This window comes from Deltaproteobacteria bacterium GWC2_65_14 (assembly GCA_001797615.1).
Classification (GTDB): domain Bacteria; phylum Desulfobacterota; class Deferrimicrobia; order Deferrimicrobiales; family Deferrimicrobiaceae; genus GWC2-65-14.
On sequence record MGPV01000065.1, the window covers coordinates 12,655 to 35,644 of the forward strand.

The 22,990-nt window shown below is 66.7% G+C and carries 24 protein-coding genes, 3 tRNA genes and 1 pseudogene (1 of these 28 cut by a window edge); 15 read left to right on the forward strand and 13 right to left on the reverse strand.

Annotated elements, in window-relative coordinates; all coding sequences use genetic code 11:
- From A2X88_06660 to A2X88_06695, 8 genes and pseudogenes are all read left to right on the forward strand, one after another.
- Positions 1-589: pseudogene (locus tag A2X88_06660) on the forward strand (nitrate reductase subunit alpha) (it extends 3,065 nt beyond the left edge of the window).
- 10 nt (positions 590-599) lie between these two features.
- A complete protein-coding gene (locus A2X88_06665; GenBank protein OGP32894.1) occupies positions 600-2,093 on the forward strand; it encodes a nitrate reductase subunit beta in 1,494 nt (497 codons plus the stop codon).
- On the forward strand, positions 2,090-2,671 hold the full coding sequence (locus tag A2X88_06670) for a hypothetical protein (GenBank protein ID OGP32895.1): 582 nt from the start codon (positions 2,090-2,092) through the stop codon (positions 2,669-2,671). Before A2X88_06665 ends, A2X88_06670 begins: the two co-directional genes overlap by 4 nt.
- Positions 2,668-3,357 carry a respiratory nitrate reductase subunit gamma gene (locus A2X88_06675; protein OGP32896.1) on the forward strand — a complete coding sequence of 230 codons (690 nt, stop codon included), beginning with the start codon at positions 2,668-2,670 and terminating at the stop codon, positions 3,355-3,357. Before A2X88_06670 ends, A2X88_06675 begins: the two co-directional genes overlap by 4 nt.
- Positions 3,354-4,697, forward strand: a complete 1,344-nt coding sequence (locus tag A2X88_06680) for an MFS transporter (GenBank protein OGP32897.1) — start codon at positions 3,354-3,356, stop codon at positions 4,695-4,697. The genes A2X88_06675 and A2X88_06680 overlap by 4 nt, the downstream gene beginning before the upstream one ends.
- A gap of 23 nt (positions 4,698-4,720) precedes the next feature.
- Entirely contained in the window at positions 4,721-6,031 is a 1,311-nt protein-coding gene (locus A2X88_06685) for an MFS transporter (protein ID OGP32898.1), read from the forward strand.
- A 303-nt stretch (positions 6,032-6,334) separates the two neighbouring features.
- Positions 6,335-7,168: a hypothetical protein gene (locus tag A2X88_06690; GenBank protein ID OGP32899.1), complete on the forward strand. Its 834-nt coding sequence runs from the start codon at positions 6,335-6,337 to the stop codon at positions 7,166-7,168.
- Between the two features lie 2 nt (positions 7,169-7,170).
- Positions 7,171-7,572, forward strand: a complete 402-nt coding sequence (locus A2X88_06695; protein OGP32900.1) for a hypothetical protein — start codon at positions 7,171-7,173, stop codon at positions 7,570-7,572.
- A gap of 254 nt (positions 7,573-7,826) precedes the next feature.
- Here the strand turns inward: A2X88_06695 and A2X88_06700 are convergent, their stop codons facing one another.
- Positions 7,827-8,108, reverse strand: coding sequence for a hypothetical protein (locus A2X88_06700; GenBank protein OGP32901.1), 282 nt, complete (start codon positions 8,106-8,108; stop codon positions 7,827-7,829).
- A gap of 172 nt (positions 8,109-8,280) precedes the next feature.
- Here A2X88_06700 and A2X88_06705 point away from each other — a divergent pair, with 172 nt between their 5' ends.
- Complete coding sequence (locus tag A2X88_06705; GenBank protein OGP32902.1) at positions 8,281-8,787, forward strand: gamma carbonic anhydrase family protein; 507 nt, start codon at positions 8,281-8,283, stop codon at positions 8,785-8,787.
- A 12-nt stretch (positions 8,788-8,799) separates the two neighbouring features.
- Positions 8,800-9,246, forward strand: a complete 447-nt coding sequence (locus A2X88_06710) for a hypothetical protein (GenBank protein OGP32903.1) — start codon at positions 8,800-8,802, stop codon at positions 9,244-9,246.
- A gap of 42 nt (positions 9,247-9,288) precedes the next feature.
- Here the strand turns inward: A2X88_06710 and A2X88_06715 are convergent, their stop codons facing one another.
- The 5 genes from A2X88_06715 to A2X88_06735 form a co-directional block, all read right to left on the reverse strand.
- Positions 9,289-9,765: a hypothetical protein gene (locus A2X88_06715; GenBank protein ID OGP32911.1), complete on the reverse strand. Its 477-nt coding sequence runs from the start codon at positions 9,763-9,765 to the stop codon at positions 9,289-9,291.
- A 157-nt stretch (positions 9,766-9,922) separates the two neighbouring features.
- Entirely contained in the window at positions 9,923-11,470 is a 1,548-nt protein-coding gene (locus tag A2X88_06720; protein OGP32912.1) for an EmrB/QacA family drug resistance transporter, read from the reverse strand.
- 43 nt (positions 11,471-11,513) lie between these two features.
- Positions 11,514-12,707, reverse strand: coding sequence for a hypothetical protein (locus tag A2X88_06725; protein OGP32904.1), 1,194 nt, complete (start codon positions 12,705-12,707; stop codon positions 11,514-11,516).
- A gap of 83 nt (positions 12,708-12,790) precedes the next feature.
- Positions 12,791-13,921 carry a hypothetical protein gene (locus tag A2X88_06730; protein OGP32913.1) on the reverse strand — a complete coding sequence of 377 codons (1,131 nt, stop codon included), beginning with the start codon at positions 13,919-13,921 and terminating at the stop codon, positions 12,791-12,793.
- A gap of 41 nt (positions 13,922-13,962) precedes the next feature.
- Positions 13,963-14,913, reverse strand: a complete 951-nt coding sequence (locus tag A2X88_06735) for an EF-P lysine aminoacylase GenX (protein ID OGP32914.1) — start codon at positions 14,911-14,913, stop codon at positions 13,963-13,965.
- A gap of 251 nt (positions 14,914-15,164) precedes the next feature.
- Between A2X88_06735 and A2X88_06740 the strand changes: the two genes are divergently transcribed.
- A complete protein-coding gene (locus tag A2X88_06740) occupies positions 15,165-16,397 on the forward strand; it encodes a glutamate dehydrogenase (GenBank protein ID OGP32915.1) in 1,233 nt (410 codons plus the stop codon).
- Between the two features lie 13 nt (positions 16,398-16,410).
- Here the strand turns inward: A2X88_06740 and A2X88_06745 are convergent, their stop codons facing one another.
- On the reverse strand, positions 16,411-17,340 hold the full coding sequence (locus tag A2X88_06745) for a chemotaxis protein MotB (GenBank protein OGP32905.1): 930 nt from the start codon (positions 17,338-17,340) through the stop codon (positions 16,411-16,413).
- A gap of 199 nt (positions 17,341-17,539) precedes the next feature.
- Here A2X88_06745 and A2X88_06750 point away from each other — a divergent pair, with 199 nt between their 5' ends.
- A complete protein-coding gene (locus A2X88_06750) occupies positions 17,540-18,226 on the forward strand; it encodes an HAD family hydrolase (GenBank protein ID OGP32916.1) in 687 nt (228 codons plus the stop codon).
- On the opposite strand, the gene A2X88_06755 is transcribed toward A2X88_06750, so the two are convergent.
- On the reverse strand, positions 18,198-19,322 hold the full coding sequence (locus A2X88_06755) for a phosphoserine transaminase (protein OGP32906.1): 1,125 nt from the start codon (positions 19,320-19,322) through the stop codon (positions 18,198-18,200). The genes A2X88_06750 and A2X88_06755 overlap by 29 nt on opposite strands.
- A 226-nt stretch (positions 19,323-19,548) precedes the next feature.
- On the opposite strand from A2X88_06755, the gene A2X88_06760 reads away from it, so the two are divergent.
- Positions 19,549-19,848 (forward strand): hypothetical protein, encoded by a 300-nt coding sequence (locus A2X88_06760; protein OGP32917.1) that lies wholly within the window; start codon positions 19,549-19,551, stop codon positions 19,846-19,848.
- Positions 19,849-19,891: 43 nt separating this feature from the next.
- On the opposite strand, the gene A2X88_06765 is transcribed toward A2X88_06760, so the two are convergent.
- The 5 genes from A2X88_06765 to A2X88_06785 all read right to left on the reverse strand — a co-directional run bounded on the left by A2X88_06765 (position 19,892) and on the right by A2X88_06785 (position 22,544).
- Entirely contained in the window at positions 19,892-20,125 is a 234-nt protein-coding gene (locus A2X88_06765; protein ID OGP32907.1) for a hypothetical protein, read from the reverse strand.
- A gap of 125 nt (positions 20,126-20,250) precedes the next feature.
- The gene (locus tag A2X88_06770) at positions 20,251-20,610 is read right to left on the reverse strand and encodes a hypothetical protein (GenBank protein ID OGP32908.1); all 360 of its coding nucleotides are present in this window, start codon (positions 20,608-20,610) and stop codon (positions 20,251-20,253) included.
- Positions 20,604-21,848, reverse strand: coding sequence for an ATPase (locus tag A2X88_06775; protein OGP32909.1), 1,245 nt, complete (start codon positions 21,846-21,848; stop codon positions 20,604-20,606). Before A2X88_06775 ends, A2X88_06770 begins: the two co-directional genes overlap by 7 nt.
- Positions 21,849-21,932: 84 nt before the next feature.
- Positions 21,933-22,009 (reverse strand) — tRNA-Arg (locus A2X88_06780).
- A 97-nt stretch (positions 22,010-22,106) separates the two neighbouring features.
- Entirely contained in the window at positions 22,107-22,544 is a 438-nt protein-coding gene (locus tag A2X88_06785) for a hypothetical protein (protein OGP32910.1), read from the reverse strand.
- Between the two features lie 219 nt (positions 22,545-22,763).
- Between A2X88_06785 and A2X88_06790 the strand changes: the two genes are divergently transcribed.
- Positions 22,764-22,839, forward strand: a tRNA-His gene (locus A2X88_06790).
- A gap of 75 nt (positions 22,840-22,914) precedes the next feature.
- A tRNA-Arg gene (locus A2X88_06795) sits at positions 22,915-22,989 on the forward strand.
- Position 22,990 lies beyond the last annotated feature (1 nt).

Consider the following 22,990-nt stretch of genomic DNA (forward strand, 5'->3'; position numbering starts at 1 on the left):
GACCGGCCGCCAGCACCTGTACCTGGACCACGAGGGCTACATCGCCTTCGGGGAACAGCTGCCCACGTACAAGCCGATCCCCGACCCGCGTTCCATGGGCGACATCTCCCGGAGCCGTCCCGAGGGGAATGCCATCCTTCTCAACTACCTGACCCCCCACGGCAAGTGGCACATCCACTCCACCTTCTTCGACAACCTGCGGATGCTCACCCTCTCGCGGGGGATCGAGCCGCTCTGGATGAACGACCGGGACGCGGCCGATGCGGGAATCGCGGACAACGACTGGGTCGAGTTGTACAACGACCACGGCGTGGTGGTCACCCGCGCCGTGGTGAGCGCGAGGCTCCCCCGGAAGATGTGCATGCTCTATCACTCTCCCGAGCGCACCATCTCCGTCCCCCGCTCCCCGTTGCGGGGAAACCGGAGGGCGGGAGGGCACAACAGCCTCACGCGGACCCGGCTCAAGCCCGTCCTCATGATGGGGGGATATGCGCAGTTCACCTACGGCTTCAACTACTGGGGCCCCACGGGGGTCAACCGGGACACCTTCGTCTACGTGAGGAAGCTCCCGGGCGCCCCGGCCTGGTGAGGGGAAGGACATGGACGTACGCGCGCAGCTCTCGATGGTGTTCCACCTGGACAAGTGCATCGGATGCCACACGTGCAGCGTCGCCTGCAAGAACGTGTGGACGGATCGGCGCGGCGCCGAGTACATGTGGTGGAACAACGTCGAATCCCGGCCGGGCACCGGCTTCCCGACGCTCTGGGAGGACCAGGAGAAGTACCGGGGCGGGTGGGAGAAGAGGGGAGAGAAGCTGGAGCTGCTCCTTCAGGGGAGGCTGGGATCCTTCGCCAACCTCTTCTTCAACCCGTACCTCCCCACCCTGGACGACTACTACGAGCCATGGACCTACCGGTATGGCGACCTGTTCGGCGCCCCCCCGGGGGACGATCAGCCCACGGCGCGCCCGATCTCGCAGATCACCGGGAAGCCGATCGAGATCGAGGCGGGCCCCAACTGGGACGACGACCTGGGTGGATCGAACATCTATGCCGCGGGGGACCCCTCCCTTGCGAACCTCACCGAGGAGGAGCGCAGCCGGATGTTCGCGCTGGAGAGGATCTTCTGCTTCTACCTCCCCAGGATCTGCAACCACTGCCTGAACCCCGCCTGCGTCGCCTCCTGCCCCTCCGGCGCGATCTACAAGCGGGGAGAAGACGGGATCGTCCTCGTGAGCCAGGAGAAGTGCCGCGCGTGGAGGATGTGCGTCTCCGGCTGCCCCTACAAGAAGGTCTACTACAACTGGGAAAGCGGAAAATCGGAAAAGTGCATCCTCTGCTACCCCCGGGTGGAGACCGGACAGTCCCCCGCCTGCTTCCACTCCTGCGTCGGCCGGATCCGGTACCAGGGGGTCCTCCTGTACGACGCGGACCGGATCGTGGAGGCGGCGAAGGCCCCCGCGGAACGCCTCGTGGAGGCCCAGCGGGACGCCATTCTCGACCCCTGGGAGGGAACGGTCGTCGCGTCGGCGCGACGCAGCGGCGTTCCCGATGCCATGATCGACGCTGCCCGGAAATCTCCCGTGTACCGGTTCGTGAAGGAATTCCGGATCGCCCTTCCCCTGCACCCGGAGTTCCGGACGGCCCCGATGCTCTTCTACGTTCCTCCCCTTCTCCCGGTCGTGGCGTTCCTGGAGAACGGAAGGCATCGGCTCGCGGAGGATTTCTTCAGCTCCCTGGAAAGCGCCCGCGTCCCCGTCCGGTACCTGGCGTCCCTTCTGTCCGCAGGAAACGAGACCGTCGTGACCGAAGTCCTTGCGCGCATCATGGCGGTGAGGATCCACAGGAAGGCCAAGACGGTGGGCGAGGAAGTCCCCGGCGAGGCGGAGCGGGTGCTTGCCCTGGCGGGGATCTCCTCCCGCGAAGCGGAGGAGATCTACCGGCTCACCTCCCTCCCCGCGTACGAGGACCGGTTCGTCATCCCTCCGGCCGCCCGGGAGAGCGCGATCGAATCGTTCGAAGACCCCTATGCGGCGAAAGGGGAGACCGGGACCGGCTTTCTCCGGAGGGGGAAGGGGGGGAAAGGACGATGACGCTCTCCGGTCTGGACAAGGGCGCACTCGATATCTTCGCGGGCCTGCTCGAATACCCCCGCGGCGGGGGAGCCGAGCTTGCGGCGGAGGGAGCGTCCGCCCTTTCCGGCGTCCACCCGGAGGCGGCCTCGCTCCTCGGGGGAGTGAGCGCCTTCCTGGCGGAGACCCCCCGGGCCCGCGCGGAGGAGCTCTTCACCTCGACGTTCGATCTGCAGGCGACCTGTGCTCCCTACGTCGGGGTTCACCTCTTCGGGGAGGGGTACAAGCGGCGGGTCTTTCTTTCGGGATTGAATGCGCTCTACTCCTCCCGGGGGTTCAGCGCGGGGCGGGAGCTGCCGGACCACCTCACGGTCCTGCTCCGGTTCCTCGCGGGACCGGCCGACGACGAGGAGGCGAGGATCCTGGTGGAAGACGGTCTCGCTCCCGCGCTGGAAAAGATGATCGAGACGTTCGGCGATTCCGGGAACCCGTACGGGGATGTCCTGCGCGCCCTGCGGATGGTCCTTCTCCCGGGGCACCCCGGAGATGCGGCGGAAGCGCCGCGGGAACAACCGGCAACGGAGGTCGGAAAGCCATGACGGAATTTCTCTTCGGGGCGTTTCCCTACGCGGCGGTCCTGTTGGCCGTCGGCGCCGGGGTGTACCGGTACTTCTCCGACCGGTTTTCCTTCACCAGCAACTCCACCCAGTTCCTCGAGAACCGGTGGCTGTTCTGGGGATCCGTCTCCTGGCATTACGGGATCCTGATCATCCTTCTCGCACACATCCTGGCCGCCCTGTTCCCCGGGGCATGGGGCTTCCTGATCGGCACGCCCGCCCGCCTGTTCCTCGTCGAGGCGACGGGGCTCTCCCTGGGCCTGCTCGCGCTGTTCGGCTGCGCTCTGCTTCTGGCGAGGCGGCTGCTTCGCCCGCGCCTCCTGGCGATTACGACGGCCATGGACTGGATCCTTCTCCTGGTCCTCCTCCTGCAGGTGGCTTCCGGGGTCTACATCGCCTGGAAATACCGGTGGGGATCGGCCTGGTACCTGCACACGGCGGTGCCCTGGCTGGGTTCCCTTTTCCGCCTGCGCCCGGAGACCGCCTACATCGCCATGCTTCCTGCGATCGTGAAGTTCCACATGGTCAACGCCTTCGTCCTGGTGGCCCTCCTCCCGTTCACCCGGGTGATGCACCTCTTCACGATCCCCGTGTCCTACGCCTGGCGCCCCTACCTGCTCTTCTTCTGGAACCGCAGGGGCCCGCATCCCGCGGAGGACGGGAAATGAGGGGGGAAGGACGCTCGGGCATCACATGGCTGGAACGCTGGGAACCGGAGGACGAGCGGTTCTGGGAATCGGAAGGGAAGCGCATCGCCTGGCGAACGCTCACCATCACGACGATCTCCCTGGTCCTCTCGTTCGCGACATGGTTCATGATGAGCGCCATCGTCGTGCGCCTGCCCCAGGTCGGGTTCCGGTTCGACACGATGCAGCTCTTCTGGCTCGCGGCGATGCCGGGGCTGGCCGGCGGCTCGCTGCGGATCATCCATGCATTCCTCATTCCGATCTTCGGGACCCGGCATGTCCTCAGCATTTCCACGCTGCTCAAGCTGCTCCCGTGCGTCGGGATCGGCATCGCCGTCATGACTCCCGAAACGCCCTTCTGGGTCTTCCTGCTGCTGGGGTTGCTTGCGGGGTTCGGCGGCGGCGATTTCTCCTCGTACATGCCGAGCACCAGCGTGTTCTTCCCCAAGCGCCTGCAGGGAACTGCGCTCGGCATCCAGGCCGGCGTCGGCAACTTCGGCGTGAGCCTGGCGCAGTTCGCATCCCCCTGGATCATCGGCTTTGCCGTCATCGGGACATCGCAGACGCTCGTCAAAGGCGGAGCGACCTCACAGGTCTGGCTGCAGAATGCCGCGCTGTGGTATGTGCCGCCGCTGCTTCTCCTCGGCGTCTGGGGATGGTTATCGCTGCGCAGTGTTCCGGTGATGGCATCCTTCCGGGAGCAACTCGATATCTTCAGCAACAAGCACACGTGGTTCTGCACAGTCACCTACGTGATGACCTTCGGCTCGTTCTCCGGGTTTTCGGCGGCGTTCCCGCTCCTCATCAAGACCCTGTACGGAAATTTTCCCGGAGCGCCCGATCCGCTGACGTATGCCTTCCTCGGACCTCTCGTCGGATCGCTCGCGCGCGTCGGCTCGGGGCCGATATCCGACAAGGTCGGCGGCGGAATTCTGACGCACCTTTCCGGGATCGGCCTGATCCTCTGCGTGGGGGTGATGGCGTTCACCGGGCTGTTGAACCCGACCTCGCTCTCCCAGTTCCCCTACTTCGTTGCCCTGATGCTGCTGATCTTCCTGCTCACCGGCGTCGGCAACGCCTCCACGTTCCGCCAGTTTCCGATCATCTTCTCGCATTCTCCCCGTCAGGGAGCGGGAGTGATCGGGTGGACCGCGGCGGTTGCCGCGTACGGTCCGTTCCTCTTTGCCACGCTGATCGGAACCGTGATCACACGCTTCGGCTCTCCCGTTCCCTTCTTCGTCGGGATCGGGGTGTACTACATCTTCGCCACGGCGATCAACTGGTGGTACTACACTCGCAAAGGGTGTGAGAAGCCGAGTTGACCCGCACGGTGCCTCACCCTCAAATGAGGACGGAAACGCGCGCGGGCCTCGCGGCGATCGGAACGCCCTCGCAGGGGCTCGCCGGCGCCACCCTCGGGTTCTTCATCGGATTCGCCGCCGTCTCTCTCTTCGGACCGACCGCGAAGAGCCTCAAGGGAATCCTGACTCTTGCCCCCATCGAGGTGGGGTTCCTCGTGGCTGCCCCCTCCCTTTCGGGCTCCCTGCTTCGGATCCCCTTTTCCGCCTGGGTCGACACCACGGGGGGAAGGAAGCCGTTTCTGGTCCTTCTCCTTCTTTCCATTGCCGGCATGGCCGGTCTGTTTCTCACTCTGTACTTCTATTACCCGGACCGGATGCCCCGCTCGTTCTACCCGCTGATCCTCTTCCTGGGGGTCCTCTGCGGGTGCGGGATCGCCACCTTTTCCGTCGGGATCAGCCAGGTGGCCTACTGGTTCCCGAAGTCCCGGCACGGGACCGCGCTGGGCACCTATGCCGGGATCGGGAACCTCGCCCCCGGGATCTTCACGCTCCTGCTTCCCTTCGCCCTCGGTTCCTGGGGGCTTTCCGGGTCCTACCTGGCGTGGCTGGCCTTCCTCGTCGCGGGAACCGTCCTGTATGCTGTCATAGGCAGGAACGCATGGTACTTCCAGATGATCTCGAAAGGAATCCCTGCGCAGGAGGCGAAGGCGGCCTCGGCATCGTGCGGCCAGGAGATCTTCCCGGCCGGGAACCTTCTTGAAAGTCTCCTGCTCTCCGCGAGGATCTGGAAAACGTGGGCCCTCGTGGCGGTCTACTTCACGACCTTCGGCGGGTTCATCGCCCTGACGGCATGGCTGCCGGTCTACTGGTCCTCCTTCTATTCGGTCACTCCCGTCGTCGCGGGGGCGCTCGCCGGAGCCTTCGCGATACTTACCTCCCTCGTCCGCGTGGGGGGCGGGGTTCTCTCGGACCGCCTGGGGGGTGAGAACACGGGGATCCTGGCGCTGGTCACCATGCTTTCCGGCGCGCTCCTGATGACCCTTTCGGGAAACTTCGGTCTCTCGGTCCTCGCCGAGGTTCTCATGGGGGCCGGGATGGGGGTGGCCAACGCCGCCGTGTTCAAGCTGGTCGCCCAGGAGGTCCCCGAGGCGGTGGGCGGCGCCGCCGGGTGGGTGGGGGGCTTGGGCGCCTTCGGGGGGTTCGCCATCCCGCCGGTCATGGGGAGCATCGTGCAGATCCGGGGGACCGCGGGCTACGCGACCGGGTTCGTGGTCTTTATCGCCCTGGCGGCGCTCTCCCTTCTCCTGGTCGAGGTGCTGCGAAGGAAGAGGGCGCAGTCCCTCGTCCCTGCATAATCCGGATCGATCCGCCTCGAAAAAGGGCGTGGAGCAAGCGGAACCGACGGGTTCCCCCCCCCCTTCACAGTTGCGCGGCGCGCAGGAGGAGGAAGATCGGCCCGGCGGAAAATTGTCGGTTTCCCCCGGATTGTACGAAAATTGTAACCGCCTGGGAGGCGGAAACAGTCATTTAATCTTGTATTCCAATCCCTTACTGGTATTTCCAATCCGGAACGGTATTTGCTGCTCTTCCCTGTGGAAGAGGTGTCTAAACTTTCCGGCCGCCCTGGACGAAGGAGTAGTAGGGGAAAGGAGGCCAGGATGGAAAAGATCCGCCCGATCCTGAAACGGGTGCTGACCCCGGTCACCATCATGCTGGTTCCCCACTCGGGCACCCATCCGTTCCGGATCCGCGTGCCGTTCGCCGGGATCGCCTTTTCGGTCCTCATGTTCATCGTCGGGACCGCGTATGTGTTCACCGTCTCGGTCCGCACGGTCGAGTATTACCGGATGGAGGAGAAGCTCTCCTTCGTCACCTCCCAGTTCCTCGAGATGAAGTCCACGATGCACTCCCTGAAGGTCGCGGAAGGGGAGTTCAAGAAGCTGTTCGCCCTGAAGTCGAAGACCGAAGTTCTCGAGGAGGCCGACTTCGTCGACTCCGGGTCGCTGGACATGGAGATGCTCAAGGCCCAGATCTCCGAGGCGATGAAATCGGTCACCGACATCCGGAAGTATGTCTTCGAGCAGAAGAACCTCTACCTCGCGACCCCGACGGGGTGGCCGGCCACCGGCCATGTCAGCTCCGGGTACGGATACCGGGTGCACCCGAAGACGGGGGAGCGGCAGCTCCACACCGGCGTGGACATCTCCACGCCGAGGGGGTCGGAGGTGAAGTCCACGGCGGACGGGATCGTGAGCTTCTCCGGGTGGACGGCGAACAGCGGCCACGTGGTCGTCATGGAGCACGGATACGGCTTCAGCACCGCCTACGCGCACAACCAGAAGAATCTCGTGAAGGTGGGCGACCGGGTCCGGAGGGGCGAGGCGATCGCGGTCTCGGGGTCGACCGGGATGTCCACCGGCCCCCACGTCCACTACGAGATCTGGGAGAACGGACGCCATCAAAATCCGAAAACCTACCTCGCTGGGAGGTGATCATGTTCGGGAAGAAAGAGAAAAAGATGGAGACGATCATCGGAACGGAATCCACCATCCGGGGAGAGCTGTCCATCACGGGGACGGTGCGGGTCGACGGGACCGTCGAGGGAGACATCATCGCCGACTTCGTGGTCGTCGGCGAGACCGGAACGGTCAAGGGAAACGTCCGCTCCCGCGGGATGATGGTCGGAGGGCGGGTCGAGGGAAACGTGGACTCCTCCGAGATCGTGGAGCTTCGGAGCAAGGCCCGGATGTTCGGGGAGGTCCGGACGGCGAAGCTGGTGATGTCGGAAGGGTCGCTCTTCGACGGCCTCTCCTGCATGAAGCAGAAGGCGGAGGAGGCCGCCCCGGAAGGAAAGATCAAGCGGCTGAAGACGCTGGTCTCCGGCGGGGAGGGGTGAGGCGTCCGGACCCGGGCGGAAAGCCCCCCGGGTCTTAGGTCTTAGGCCCCCTTCCTCTTCCGCTCCCCTTCGCCCTCCGTCGCCCCGTCGGCGGGGGAACTGCCCGCGGACGTTCCGCTCTCCTCGAAGCCGGACAGAAAATCCCAATAACTCACTCTTCGTGCGGCGGCACAAGACCGGCGGGCATTATCGGGAATGCGGATGGGCCGGGGGCGGAGGGCCCCGGCCCGTCGGACTCGAGTCGATCCGTTCCGTCAGGCGGCTTTCATCTCCCCCGTACAGTGGGCGCAGCGAACCGCCTGGATCGGGACGGTCGAAAGGCACAGCGGGCATTCCTTCGTCGTCGGCTCCGCGGGAGGGGCCGCCTCCTGCCGCTTCAGCCGGTTGATCCCCCGGACCAGGAAGAAGATGGGGGGCATGAGCACGTCGGAAACCAGCGACTTCACGATCCCCCCGAAGGCGGCCCCGATGATGATCCCGACGGCCATGTCGACCACGTTTCCGCGCATCGCGAAATCCTTGAATTCCTTCAGCATGGACGGTTCTCCTTTCTCCATGCGGCGGAGATCAGAAGTTCATGACGAGGGCGATCCCGAAAAAATAGGGCATTTCGATGCGGTTTTCCTTTCCGGGATTCAGGCGGTCGCGCCGGTTTTTCCTTGTTCCCGAAATTCGGGTATCCTTGGGGAAACACCGGGGAGGCTCTCCATGTTGATCCCGCACGGCGGTGTCCGTCCGGCATGCCACGGCAGCGTCTACGTGGCGGACGGCGCGAAGGTGATCGGGGATGTGGAGATCGGGGAGGACTCGAGCGTCTGGTTCCACACCGTGATCCGGGGCGACATCCACCGGATCCGGATCGGGCGGAGCACGAACGTGCAGGACCACTGCGTCCTCCACGTGACGACGGAGCATCCGCTCACGGTGGGCGATTTCGTGACCCTCGGGCATCGTGCGGTGGCCCACGGCTGCACGATCGGGGACCTCTACCTGATCGGGATCGGAGCGATCGTTCTCGACGGGGCGGTCGTCGGCCGGGGGAGCGTGATCGGGGCGGGCGCGGTGGTCTCCCCCGGGACGGTCGTCCCCCCGCACTCCCTGGTGCTCGGGGTGCCGGGGAAGGTCGTCCGGGACCTGGGACCGGGGTCGGTCGACGGGATCCGGAAGACGGCGGAAAACTATGTCGGATTAGCAAGATCCTACCGGGAGGGGTGAGGAGGGGCGAACATGGGGCGGATCGAGGAGATCTGGCGGGGGGACCGGCTGATCCAGGATTTCGGGATGAGGCTGCTGGAGACGGGAGATGGCTATGCGAAGGTCTCGGTCCGGGTGGAGGAGCGGTTCCTCAACGCCCACGGGATCGGGCACGGTGTGCTGCTGTTCGCTGCCGCGGACGCCGCCTTTGCGATTTCGGTGAACGCAGTGACCGACGCCGTAGGGGTCCAGTGGAGCCTGAACGTCTTTCGGGCGGCCAAGCCGGGCGAAGAGGTGATCGGCGAGTCGCGGATCTTCCACAAGGGGCGGCAGTCGATGGTTTGTGAGCTTACCGTCACGGCGGGGGATGGCAGGGTTCTGGCGCGGGGGCAGTCGACGGCGCTCCCGGTTTCCCGGGGGATGCACTCGGGCTCCGCCCCGGCGAACCTCGGGAAGGAAGGTCCCCCCACGGCCGAGTGAGGGAAGGGGACACGGCGTTGCGGCCGCGTCCCCCCGGAATCGCTACGAGGCTCCCGCCAGCGCCGTTTTCTGTTCGTAGATCCGGGGCGCCTCCGTCTGCACGAAATCGCTCACCCGGATCCGTACGACGTTCCGGTGAGTCCCTGCGGTGAAGGCGATCTCCGCGTTCCCCGTCAGCTCTTCACACACGACGACCGGGATCCCGTAGAGCGACCCGAAGATCGGCATCGCTCCGATGTCGCAGTCGGAGAAGAGCGGGGCGAACTCGGCCTCGCTGGCCAGGCGGGTCTTCTTCGCCTCCAGGCATTTCCTGAGGCGCGGCATGTCGACCCGCTCCGTCGCGGGCAGAACCACCATCCAGATCTTGCCGTCGGCATTCACCAGCACGGTCTTGGCGAATATCGCCCCGGGCACGTGGGCTGCCTGGGCGCTCTGCAGGGCGGTGAAGGCCTCCGGGTGGGAGGAGGTCTTGTAGGGAATCTTCCGGTCGTTCAGGTGCTTCGCGAGCCTGCCGGGGATGGCCATGTCGCTCCTCCTTTCCCAGGGACGTGGCGTATGGTTCAGGGCGACCAGCACGGGGAAACGGGTTGCGTGGAAAGGTGGGTGGACGACGCTCCGGCGACGCCCCTAGTATATCGCAACCATGAAGGGAAGCGTATTCTTCTTCGCCGATCTTTCAGTGTCCGGAGGGGGGACTCCCGTTCTGGTGGTCCGGGCGGCGCATCAGGAGCAGCAGCGGGAGGACGCAGGCCATCAGGACCGACAGGATCCAGAAGGCGTCGTTGAACCCCATGGCGGTCGCCTGCCGGACGGTCTGGGCGTAAATCATCTTCATCGTGAGCCCCTCGGCGGCGCCCTCGGGAACCCCCCTCCCCGGCAGGACCGACCGGCCGAGGTCGATGGCCGAGCGGAACGCCTGGTCGTACCCGGTCAGCTGCTCCGTGAGGTGGCTCTGGTGGACCTGGGCGCGTCTCGCGAACATGGTGGTCGAGAAGGCGACCCCGAAGGAACCCCCGAGGTTTCTCAACAGGTTGTAGATCGAGGTGGCGTTCCCCATCTGCGGCTTCGGGATGGAGGAGAGGGTGAGGGTGGTCAGGGGGATGAAGAGGAAGCCCATCCCGATCCCCAGGTAGATCCGGGGGAGCATGAGGGAGGAAAAGTCGGCCCCCAGGCTGAAGCCGGCCATCTGCCGGGTGGAGAAGGCGCAGACCATCACCCCCAGGGCGAGGAGGTATTTGGGGTTTTGTTTCTCGATCAGCTTCCCGACGACCGGCATCGTGAGCAGGGTGGCGACTCCTCCGGGGGAGAGGACCAGACCCGCGAGCGTCGCGGTGTACCCGAGAAGGATCTGCGCGTAGAGGGGAAGGAGCACGATGGACCCCAGCAGGTTGAAGAAGGCCACGAACATGATCACGTTCCCCGAGGTGAAGGAGACGTTCCGGAAGGCCCGCAGGTCCACGATCGGGTGCTCGGCGACGTAGAGCTCGACGATCACGAACGCCAGGAGCGACAGGACCGCGATCCCGCTCATCACGAGGATGAAGTCGGAGGAGAACCAGTCCTCCCGCTGCCCCTTGTCCAGCACGATCTGGAGCGCGCCGATCCCGACGGTCAGCAGGGCGATCCCCCAGGTGTCCACCCGCAGCTTCTCCGCGCGCTTCAGGTAGGGGGGGTCGTGGATGAACATCGAGACCATGAACACGGCGAGGAGGCCGATCGGGATGTTCACGTAGAAGATCCAGCGCCAGGAGAGGGTGTCGGTGATGTAGCCCCCCATCAGGGGGCCGGCGATCGGCCCGAACATCACGCCGACCCCGAAGATCGCCATGGCGATCCCGTGCTCCCGCGGCGGGAAGGTCTCCAGGAGAATCGCCTGGGAGAGCGGCTGGAGCGCCCCGCCCCCGATCCCCTGGAGGACGCGGAAGAAGACGAGCATCCCCAGGCTCGTCGAGGAGCCACAGAGGAAGGAGGCCGCCGTGAAAAGGAGGATGGAGAAGGTGAGGTACCGCTTCCGGCCGAAGGTGCGGGCGAGCCATCCGGTCATCGGGATGACGATCGCGTTCGAGACGAGGTAGGAGGTCAGGACCCAGGCCGCCTCGTCGATCCCCCCGGAGAGCGAGCCCCGGATATGGTCGAGGGAGACGTTCGCCACGCTGATGTCGATGATCTCGATCAGCGTGGGGAGCATCACGGTGACGGCGACGATCCACTTGCTCCCGTGCATCGCGCCGACCGCGTTGCCGAGCCGGTTCCCCTCCTTCATGGGATTACCGGACGAGCACCGTGGGGACCACCGACATCCCGATCCTCAAGGTCTGCTCCGGGTCCTCCCCCCGCTCCAGGAGGATCTTCACGGGGACCCGCTGCACCACCTTGACGTAGTTTCCCGTGGCGTTCTCCGGCGGGAAGAGGGCGAAGGCGGACCCGGTGCCCGCCATGATGCTGTCGACCTTCCCGCGGAACTTCCGGCCCGGGAAGGTGTCCACGCGGATGCGGACCTCCTGGCCGGGGCGGATCTTCTCGATCTGGGTCTCCTTGTAGTTCGCCACCACCCAGAGGTCGGAGAGGCCGGTCACGGCGAGCAGCGCCTGCCCCGGGGAGACGACCTGGCCGACCTCCACGCTCTTCCGGGTGACCCGGCCGTCCGCCGGGGCGACGACGTCGGCGTACCCGCGCAGCAGCTCCGTCTCGGCGAGCCCCGACTCCCGCTGGCGGACGAGCGCCTCATGCTGCCCGACCCGGGCCTCCCGCTGCGCGAGGATCGCCTGCCGCTGCCGGAGAAAGGCCTCCTTCCCGGAGAGGTGCGCCTCCTGGGTCGCCCCCGCCGCCCCGGCGAGCCGCAGTTCGTCCCGGGCCAGGTCCAGGCGGGCCTTTGCCGCTTCCTGCTCGGTGGTGATCTTCTCGAACCGCTCCCGGCTCAGGGAGTGGCGCTCGAAGAGGCTCTTCGCCCGCGCGGCGTCCCGGTCGGCCTGGGCGAGGGAGACTTCCGCGAGGGAGACCTTCGAGCGGGCCGCCGAGAGCGCCGCCCTCGCCTGCTCGAGCTGCGCCGTCGCGGCGGCGATCTCCTGCCGGGCCGCCTCGATGTCCGCCTTCGCCGCGGCGATGTCGGAGCGGGCCGCGACCCGGTCCGCCTTCGCGGCCGACAGGCCGGAGGAGGCGGCGGCCACCCGCACGGCGTACGGCTCCGGGTCGACCCGCAGGAGCAGGTCCCCTTTCCTGACCGGCTGGTTGTCCTCGACCAGGACCTCCGTCACCGTCCCCTGGATCCGGGCCGCGACCGGGTGGATCCTCCCCTCGATGTAGGCGTCGTCGGTCGAGATATGGGTCTGCCGGTACAACCAGTAGAAGCCGCCCGCCCCGATCGTCGCCACCGACACCAGAAGGAACAGCAGGAGCGCTTTTTTCCGGCGCGCGTGGTTCGGCCGGGCGGGGGGGCCGGGTTCCTTCGTTTCCTCTGCCATGCCGGTTCTCCTTGTTTCCCGCGTGGCGTTCGACCGCTATTGTAGGCCAGCCGGCCCCGTACGGATACCCCCCGCGTGCCGGCTCACGTCGCATCCCCACGCCCGGAGGTCCAGGGGATCGGGAGAAAGAGGGCGAGGAGGGCGCCGGCGGCGGGGAGAAGGTTGATCATGTGGGCGGCGGCGGGAACCCCGTACCGGTCGGCGAACGCCCCGAGCAGCGTGACGCCGATCCCCCCCGTTCCGATCGCGAATCCCGCGATCGTCCCGGACGCGGTCGCCATCCTCCGGGGGAACAGCTCCTGGGCCATGACGATGGTCACGGAGAAGGTCGACACGATCGTCGCCCCCACCGCGGCGGCCAGGAGGAAGACCGCCGTTCCGGAGGAGACGAGGAACAGGTGGATGAGCGGGATCTGGAGGGCCAGGGAGAAGAAGAGCATCCGGCGGTGCCCGATCCGGTCCGCGAGCGGACCTCCCGCCAGCGTGCCGACGGTTCCCGCGCCCAGGAACAGGAAGAGCAGGGTCGCCACGAATTCCGGGTTGCGGACCAGCTCCTCCCGGTAGAGGAAGGGGATGAAGGTGGCCAGCCCCAGCTGCGTCCAGGAGCGGAAGACGACGATCAGGACGATCAGGGAGACGGCGAGGAGCGGCCGGTCGGTCCCGTTCCCGGAGGCGGGGAGCGGCCTGCCCGCCGCTTCCCCGATCCGTTGCCGGATGTGCGGCAGCGCCGGGACGAACAGGGCGGCCGCTACCGCGGCGGGGACGATGAGCGCGGAGGCCCCCGGGAGTCCGTACCGGGAGACGAGGAAGATGGCGGCGGGGGCGCCGATCGCGAACCCCAGGTTTCCCCCCACCGAGAAGAGCGACATCCCGGTCGCCCGCTTCACCGAGGCGATGCAGGCGGTGGCCTTGAACCCCTCCGGGTGGAAGGCGGCCGTGCCCAGCCCCGTGAACACCACGAAGGCGACGAGCCAGGCAAAGGTGGGGGAAAAGGGGATCAGGGCGACGCCGACCCCGGAGACCAGGCACCCCAGCGGCAGGAGGACCGGGAACGGCTTCCGGTCGGTCAGGTAGCCGAACAGCGGCTGGATTCCCGACGAGGTGAGGTGGGCCGCCAGCAGAATCGACCCGGTGACGGCGTAGGAGAGGGAGAAGCGGTCCTTGAGATACGGCAGCAGCGCCGGCAGGGCCCCCTGCACGATGTCCGTGCACATGTGGCCGAAGGAGAGGAGGAAGAGGAGCAGGGGGCCGTGGTTCACGGGAGCATCACGTCCGCGATCGATTCCGCCCCCGCCAGGAGCATGATCAGCCGGTCGACGCCGAGCGCCGCGCCGGAGCAGGGGGGAAGCCCCGCCCGCAGGGCGTCGAGGAACTCCGGGTCGATCGGCAAGGGTTGTCCCGTCCGCGCCTCGTGCCGCGCCGCAAGCTCCCGGAGACGCTCCTCCTGCTCTTCGGGATCGGTCAGCTCCTCGTAGCCGTTCACCAGCTCGACCCCGGCCACGAACCCCTCGAACCGCTCGGCCAGGCCGTCCCCCCCCGTCCGCCGCTTCGCCATGGCGGCGAGCGCGGCCGGATATCCGGTCAGGAACAGGGCCCCTTTGTCCGCGGCCGCCGGCTCGACCACCTCCAGGCAGGCGCGGAAGAAGAGATCCTCCCAGGATTCGTCCGTCGCCGGGCGCAGCCCCTTGCGGGACAGCGCCGCGAACAGCGCCTCCCGGTCGAGCGGCGCGACGCCGAGCAGCTCCCGGAAGGCCTCGGAGATCTCCCACCTCGGCCACCGCGCGGGAAGCGCTACCGCGGATCCCTTGCGGCGGATCGTGTCCGCCCCGGCGAATTCCCCGGCCAGCTCCCGGCAGAGCTCCTCGACGTCCCGCATCACCGCCTCCGCCGGCTCCTCCACCCGGTACCATTCGAGCATCGTGAACTCCGGGGAGTGGAGCGGCGACCCCTCCCGGTCCCGGAAGACCTTCCCCAGGTAGAAGATGTTTCCCGAGCCGGCGGCGAGCAGCTTCTTCATCGACAGCTCGGGGGAGGTGTGGAGATAGAGGGTCTTTCCGCGCCCGGCGGGATCCTGCACCTGCACCGGGAAGATGTTCGGGTCGATATTCGGGTAGCGCAGCGCGATGGGGGGATCGACCTCGCAGAATCCCCGCGTCCGGAAAAACGCCCGGATTCCGTCCAGGATCCTCGCGCGGGTGCGCAGGATCCCGGAGGTCCGCCCCCCCGCGGCCGACCGCTGCCGGGTAAAATCGGTTCTCGTCATGACGTCACACAGGATACTCCAATCCGCCCGTTTCCGGGCTCCCGAGACATTCGTGGATCTTCTCGAAAAGTCCGTGCAATATACTGGTTTTCAGGCCGTGGAAAGAGCCGGCGGAATCCATCGACACCGGACCGGAGAAGAGGAGGGACACGATGCCGTTTCCATCCTGGGGCGAGACCGAGGAAGGGCACAGCATGCTCGGCGAGGCGGTGGAGCAGCTGGACCGGGCCGCGAAGCTTTTGAACCTGGACCCGAACCTGGCCAACCGCCTCCGGTACCCGAAGCGGGCGCTCATCGTCACCGTGCCGGTCCGGATGGACAACGGGGATGTCGTCCCCTACACCGGGTACCGGGTCCACCACAACATCACGATGGGGCCGGGGAAGGGGGGGATCCGGTACAGCCCCACCGTCTCCCTGGAGGAGACCACCGCCCTGGCCATGTGGATGACCTGGAAGTCCGGGCTGATGAACATCCCCTTCGGGGGGGCCAAGGGCGGGGTCTGCTGCAACCCGCTCGAGATGTCCCGCCGGGAGCTGCAGGCGCTGACCCGTCGCTTCACCTCCGAGATCGTCATGCTGATCGGGCCGGAGAAGGACATCCCGGCGCCGGACATGTTCACGGACGAGCAGACGATGTCCTGGATGATGGACACCTACTCGATGCAGATGGGCTACTCCGTGCCCGGCGTGGTCACGGGGAAGCCGCTCGTCGTCGGGGGGTCGGTGGGGCGGCGGGAGGCGACGGGGCGGGGGCTGGTGAACCTCGTCCTCGCGGCCGTCGAACGGCTCGGGCTCTCCCCGGAGAAGCTCACCGCCGTGGTCCAGGGGTTCGGGAACGTGGGGTCGGTGGCGGCGCAGGAGTTTCATCAGCATGGGGTGAAGGTGGTCGCGGTGAGCGACATCTACGGGGGAGCGCACGATCCGGGCGGGCTGCCGGTCGACGACCTGGTCCGGCACGTCGGGAAGGGGGGAAAGGTGGCGGAGTTCCCGGGGGTGACCCCGGTGTCCAACCAGGAGCTCCTGGAGATCCCCTGCGACATCCTGGCTCCCTGCGCCACGGCGGGGCAGATCACGAAGGAGAACGCCCCCCGGATCCGCTGCCGCATCCTGGCCGAGGGGGCGAACGGTCCGACCACCCTGGAGGCGGACGAGATCCTGGCCCGGAACAAGGTGTTCCTGATCCCCGATGTCCTGGGGAACGCGGGCGGTGTGACCGCCTCCTACTTCGAGTGGGTCCAGGACACGCAGAAGTTCTTCTGGGACATCGACGAGGTGAACCGGCAGCTCAAGCGGATCATGACCGAGGCGTTCCGGGAGGTGCTCGCGCTGGCGCACGAGAGGAAGATCTCGCACCGGATGGCGGCGCTGATGATCGGGATCTCGCGGGTGGCGCAGGCGATGCGGTTCCGGGGGCTCTACCCGTAACGTCGCCGAAGGCTCAGGGTTCCCGTGGGACCAGGATGATCTCGATCCGCCGGTTCCTCGCCTTTCCCTCGGGGGTGGAATTGCCCGCCACCGGCTTGTGCTCCCCGTAGGCCACGGCGGAGAGGATCCCCGGGTCGATCCCCTGCTCCTGCAGGTAGCGGGTCACGTTTATCGCCCGCGCGGCGGAGAGCTCCCAGTTCGTGGGGTAGGTCTTCACGAGGGTACCCGTGATCGGGACGTTGTCGGTGTGCCCCTCGATCCGGATCGCCTTCTCCCGCTCGTCCCGGAGGACGGAGACGATCTTCCGCAGCACGGCGATCCCCCCGGGCTTCACTTCCGCCTTGCCGGTGTCGAACAGGATCGCGTCCACCAGGTTCAGCGTCAGCTTCCCCTTCAGCTCGGAGATCGTCATCTGCCCCTGCCGGATCTCCTCCTGCATCTTCGACATCAGACCCTCGTAGGTTTTCCCGACCTTCTCGACCTTCTCTTCCTGGGCTTTCTTGAGGGCGGCGATCTCCTGCCGGAGCGATCCGTTCTCCCGTTCCAGGTCGGCCACCTTCCCGCGGAGCTCCACGATCGTCCGCGACAGGGAATCGGCCTTCGCCTTGAGCGTGCGGTCCAGCTCCCGGTTGTCGGCGGCGAGCCGGTCCCGCTCCCCGGTGACGAAACCGAGGTTCCCCCTCAGGTGGTCCCTCTCCGAACGGGTATCGGAAAGCTCCTCCCCGAGCCCGCGGACCGTTCCCTCGAGCTTCGCGACATTCGCCTGGAGCGCCCGGTTCTCCTCTTCCAGGGAGCGGTGCCGCTGCTGCAGCGCCGCGAGTTCCCCGGAAAGCCTTTCCGCTTCGCCCGCCTTCTTCAGGTAGGTGCTCTCGAGCCGGGTGCAACCTCCCAGGCAGATCCCGAGGGCGGCGACGGCCGACAGGAACAGCGCGACTCTTCGCATGACGTCCTCCTTGCGCCGAACGGCGGATCCGGTTTGATGCGTATTATGGGGGCGCTCCCGGGGGGAATGCAATCGGCAATGCCGCCCGCCGGGAAATACCAGGAACGGGACCGGGTGGTGTATCCTGATGTCTCTCGAACATTTTCTCGAACCGGGAGATTCTTTGTCGATCCTGACGCTCGAAACCCCCTTTCGCGGCATGCCCGAGGCGGTCGTCTTCGACTTCGACGGCGTCATCGTCGACTCGGAGCCTCTCCACTGGAAGGCGTTCCGGGAGGTGCTCGCGCCCGCCGGGATCGCCTTTCCTTGGGAGGAGTATGTCGACCGCTACATGGGATTCGACGACCGCGACGCCTTCCGGGAGGCGTTCCGCGTCCACGGGAAGGCTCTGGACGACGGGAGGCTGGCGGAGCTTGTGGGGGCCAAGTCCCGTGTGTTCCAGAGGGTGATCCGGGAGGGAGTGCGCCCCTTGCCCGGGGCGGTCTCCCTGATCGGGTCGATCCACGCCCGCGGTATCCCGCTGGCGATCAGCAGCGGGGCGCTGCGCTCCGACATCGACCCGATCCTCGCGATGCTCGGGATCTCCGGATGCTTTCCCCTCATCGTCTCGGCGGACGACGTGGAAAAGAGCAAGCCCGACCCGGAATCCTACCGGCTCGCCTGGTCCGGGCTGAAGCGTCTGCATCCGGCGTCGATGTCGTCGCCGGAGAGGAGCCTGGCGATCGAGGACACCCCGGCGGGGGTCCGGGCGGCGAAGCTGGCCGGGCTTTCGGTGCTGGCGGTCGCCGGGAGCTGCGGCGAGCGGGAACTCGCGGAAGCCGATCTTTTCGCCGACTCTCTCGAGCAGGTCCGGATCGCTATTTCCCCTTGGCGAACTCCTCCATGAAGGACGACAGGGCGTCCACCCACTCGTAGGAGATGGCGTTGTAGGTCGAGACCCGGATGCCGCCCACGGAGCGGTGCCCCTTGAGCCCGACCATCCCCTTCTTTTTCGTATCGGCGATGAACTGCTCCTCGAGCGGCTCGCTCGGAAGCCGGAAGACCACGTTCATCACGGAGCGGCTCTCCTTCTCCACCGGAGAGCGGAAGAACTTCGGGTTCTTGTCGATGACCCCGTAGAGGCGCGCCGCCTTCTTCCGGTTCGCCGCCTCCATCCCCGCGAGCCCCCCCTGCGACTTGACCCAGGAGAGGACGTTTCGGACCATGTAGATCCCGAAGGTGGGGGGGGTGTTGTAGAGCGACTTGTTCTCCGCGTGGGTGCGGAACTGGAAGATCTTCGGGATATCCTTGCGTCCCCGCTCCAGCAGCGCCTTCGAGACCACGGTCACGACCACCCCGGAGGGGCCGAGGTTCTTCTGCGCGCCGGCGTAGACCAGCCCGAACTTCGTGATGTCGAAGGGACGCCAGAGGAAGTCGCTCGACATGTCGGCGACCAGCGGAACCGCCCCGGTCTCGGGGAAGGCGCGGGCGCGGTCGACGTGGAACTGCACCCCGTGGATCGTCTCGTTCGAGGTGATGTGCAGGTAGGCGGACCCGGCGTTCACCTTCACCTCGGAAGGGGCCGGGACGCGGGTGTAGCTCTTCTCCTTGCCTTCGCCGGTCCCGACGTTCTGGACCACCACCTCCGCACCGAACATCGCGGCGACGCTCTTCCCCTCCCCGAGCGCCTTCTCGCCCCAGGCGCCGGTGATCAGGTACTGGGCGGTCTTTCCCTTCTCGAGGAGGTTCATCGCGACCAGGGCGAACAGCGCCGTCGCCCCCCCCTGGAGCAGCAGGACCTCGTAGTCGGCGGGGACTCCGAGGAGCTCCCGGACGAGGGCGATCGCCTCGTCGTGCACGGCCTCGTACTCCTTGCCGCGGTGGCTGTGCTCCATCACCGACATGCCGCTTCCGGCGAAGTCGAGCAGTTCGTCGCGGGCGCGCTCCAGCGCGGGCAGGGGAAGGGCTGCGGGTCCGGCGTTGAAGATGATCTTTCGGCTCATGGATCTCCTCGTCTCGGGCGCGAAGGGGGATTTCCGCGGGTCGCGCCTCGTCGACCGCCGCGGTCCGGAGGTCCCCATTCTCCCAAGGGGCGAGGACCGCTTCAAGCCCTTTTTCGGGGGGCGGAACCACTTCGCATCTTCCGTGCCCGGTCGGGATCGTGCGAAAATCTATCCGGCAGGATCCTTCGGGAAGATCGACCGCAGGATCATCATCGGGAGGGAACCCATGGCCATCGTCTTCGTCAGCGTCGCCCCCCTCGGGACGGCGACCACCAGCCTTTCCCGCTACGTGGCCGGCGTCGAGCGGATCCTCCGGGAGAGCGGCCTCACACACCAGCTCACGGCGATGGGGACGATCATCGAGGGGGACCTCGACGCGATCCTCCCGGTGCTGCGGCGGATGCACGAGTCCCCGTTCGGCGAGGGGGCGCAGCGGGTCTCCACGCTGATCAAGATCGACGACCGCCGCGACAGTCCCCACTCCATCGAGGGGAAGGTCCGGTCGGTGATGGAGAAGCTGGGGTGAGCCGTTTTGCCCGGCCCACCCCGTTTGCGGCCGGGCGAGCCGCCTACAACTCGAGGCAGAACATGGTGTGGCTGCTGCGGACCCCGGACAGCGGCCGGATCTGGTCGTACACGGTCTTGAGGATCTCCTCGGCGTTCGGCCCCCGGACCGTCGCGACCAGGTCGTAGAGGCCGCTCACGAGGGACACCCCGCCCACTCCCTTGACTTTCTTGAGCCCCTGGGCCACTTTCCGGTCCTTCCCCGGATCCGCGTTGATCAGAACGATCGCGCTGGCCATCCCTTCTCCCTCCCTTCCGGTGGTTGACGGCGGATGGGTCGAGCCGACGACGGTACCGCCTGTGCCGTCAGTCTACCGTTCCTGGTTCTTTCGTGTCGAGTTCCGGCTCTCCCGTCATCCGCTCCCTAATACGGGACCGGCTCGACCCGGTCCCCCTTCCGGATCCGGTCCGCCGCCGAGATCATGTTGGGAGGGGTCCCCCGGGCGATCGTCACCCGGACCTTCGATCCCTCCCGGAGGGCGGCCAGGTCGATCCCCGCGTCCTTGTCCACGAGAAAGTTCCAGCGCACCCCCATGCCGTCCTCCACGGTCAGGGAGCGCTCCTCCAGGTCCAGGCGGACCAGGGTGCCGGTGACGCTCCTTTCCTCCCCCATCGGACGGCAGGAGGAGAGCAGGAGAAGGGCCGTGAGAAAGGCGAGTGTCCGAATGGTCGCCGGGCGCATCGATGGACCCTTCTTCCGGGTTTCCCGCCGGTGGATCAGCACACCTTCCACCAGGGAACGGCGAGCACGCGCCGGGTCAGGGGGAAGGTGTCGGCCCCGTCATGGAGCAGCAGGGCGCCGTCGGCCAGATCGGGGTACTCGCCCAGGAATGCCTCCAGCCCCCTGGCGTCGGAGGGGGCAAGCCGGCCTGTCGCCTTGACCTCGACCGGAAGAAGCCGTCGCGGCGTCTCGATCACGAAGTCCACCTCGAGGCCGGTGGCGGTGCGCCAGTACAGCACCTCGGGACGACGCGGCTGCACGTCGCGCCAGGCCAGCAGATCCATGAGCACAAGATTCTCCAGGTGCGCCCCGCGCGGTTCCGCCTCCCCGGCAAGATGCTGTGCCAGAGCGGTATCGCTCCAGTACAGCTTCGGCGCCTTGATCAGCCGGCGCGTCCGGTTCACGGAGAAGGCCGGGAGGCGGATCGCCTGGTAACTCGCCTCCATCAGGTTCAGGAAGCGGTGCACCTGGGGCTGCGCGATGCCCACGTCCCGCCCCAGTTCGGTCTGGTTGAGAAGGGCGCCGACCCTGAGGCAGGCGGCCCGCATGAGGCGGCGAAAATCCGCGAGGTTCTCCACCGCGCGAAGCGCCTGCAGGTCGCGTTCCAGGTAGGTCTGCACATATCCGGAGAACCAGAGAGCGCGGGCCTCGTCGTCGGGCAGGTCGCGGGAAGGGACCGGAAGCCCGCCCGCCCTGGCGGCATCGCGCCAATCCTCCTTCGGGCCGGATTCCCTGTCCAGGAGGCCGTGCCAGCGTTCGAACGGGGCGGAAAGGAGCCCGCTCCATGCGCCCGTGCACCCATGTCCCAGCCGTTCCCGCCGGGTGAAGGGCCAGAGGGTGACGTACACCGCGCGCCCGGCAAGGGTCTCCGATACCCGCTCCAGCATGAGCAGGTTTGCGGAACCGGTGAGGACGAAACGCCCCGGAGTCCGGTCCGGATCATCGTCCACGGCGCGCTTGACGGCGATCAGCAGGTCCCGGGTGCGCTGGACCTCGTCCAGAACCAGGAAGGGCGCCCGCCGGACCACGCTCTCCGGATCCTCAGCGGCCTGGGTCCGCAGGTCGAAGTCGTCGAGCGTCAGGTAGGGCCGCCCGGAGAGTTGGGGCATCGATCGGACCAGGGTGGTCTTGCCTGTCTGCCGTGCGCCGAGCAGCACGACGACGGGCGCGGTGGACAACGCACGTTCGACCGCCGCCGCGGCGACGCGGGGAAGAATGGATGGGGACACGGGCCTCCTCATGGATGTATGATAATCATACACAAAGAGAATGACAATTGTTTTTCTGGAGAATTTGGATCTTCCTGCCGGGCAACGGGAAAAGACTGGCGCGCCTGGGAAGACTCGAACTCCCGACCCGCTGCTTAGAAGGCAGCTGCTCTCTCCACCTGAGCTACAGGCGCGCCCGGTGACTGGATTATAGCAATATCCCGGGGAAATGGCTCCCGCCTCCTGCCGCCCGCCCCGGGATCGGAACAGGAACAGGGGGTCCCGGGAACGCTACGGAAGTTTTTTCCCCGTCTTCTGCAGGATCGTCTCCCACAGGTCGGCGTGCCCCTCCTCCTCGGCCGTGATCTCCTCCATCATCAGCCGGGTGGTGGAGTCTCCCAGCTCCCCGGCCAGCCGGATCACCGACTTGTAGAACTCGATCGCCTCGTACTCCCCCTGCAGGTCGTCCTGCATCATCTTCTTGAGATCGCCTCCCTTCCGGATGGGGGCCGGCTTCACGGAAGGGTCGCCCTCGAGGAAGTTGATCCGCCCGGCGACCCGCTCGGCATGCTTCATCTCGTCCATCGAGGTCTTCTCGAAGAGGGGAAGGATCGAGCCGCTCTCCATCCCGTCGCCGGTCCAGTGGTGGTGCAGGTACTGCAGGATGGCGCCGATCTCCAACTCCAGCACCTTGTTCAGCGCCTCGATGATCTTCGGATTTCCTTTCATGGGGACACCTCCGATAGGGTTTTAATGTGGGCCGCGAAAGGCCCCGGTGCACATCGTCCAGGATAGTGTCATGATACCAGCGGACGCGGGAGGGGAGGAGCGATTTTCGACGCGGCGAAGGGATCGCCGATATGCGACCGGCACCGATAACCGGCACCGATAACCGTTGACCCGGGAGGCGCCGGGTTTGTATAATTTCCTCTCGCCGTTTGGCGGATGGTGAGTGTAGCTCAGTTGGCAGAGCACCAGGCTGTGGCCCTGGTGGCCGCGGGTTCAATCCCCGTCACTCACCCCACATTGTCGTCCGTTCCGACCCGCGGATCGCCGAGACGTTTCCTTCCGGAGGCGGCGGGAGGTTGCATTGGAAAGGGCGCCTGTAGCTCAGGGGATAGAGCACCGGCCTCCGGAGCCGGTGGCGGAGGTTCGATTCCTCCCAGGCGCGCCAC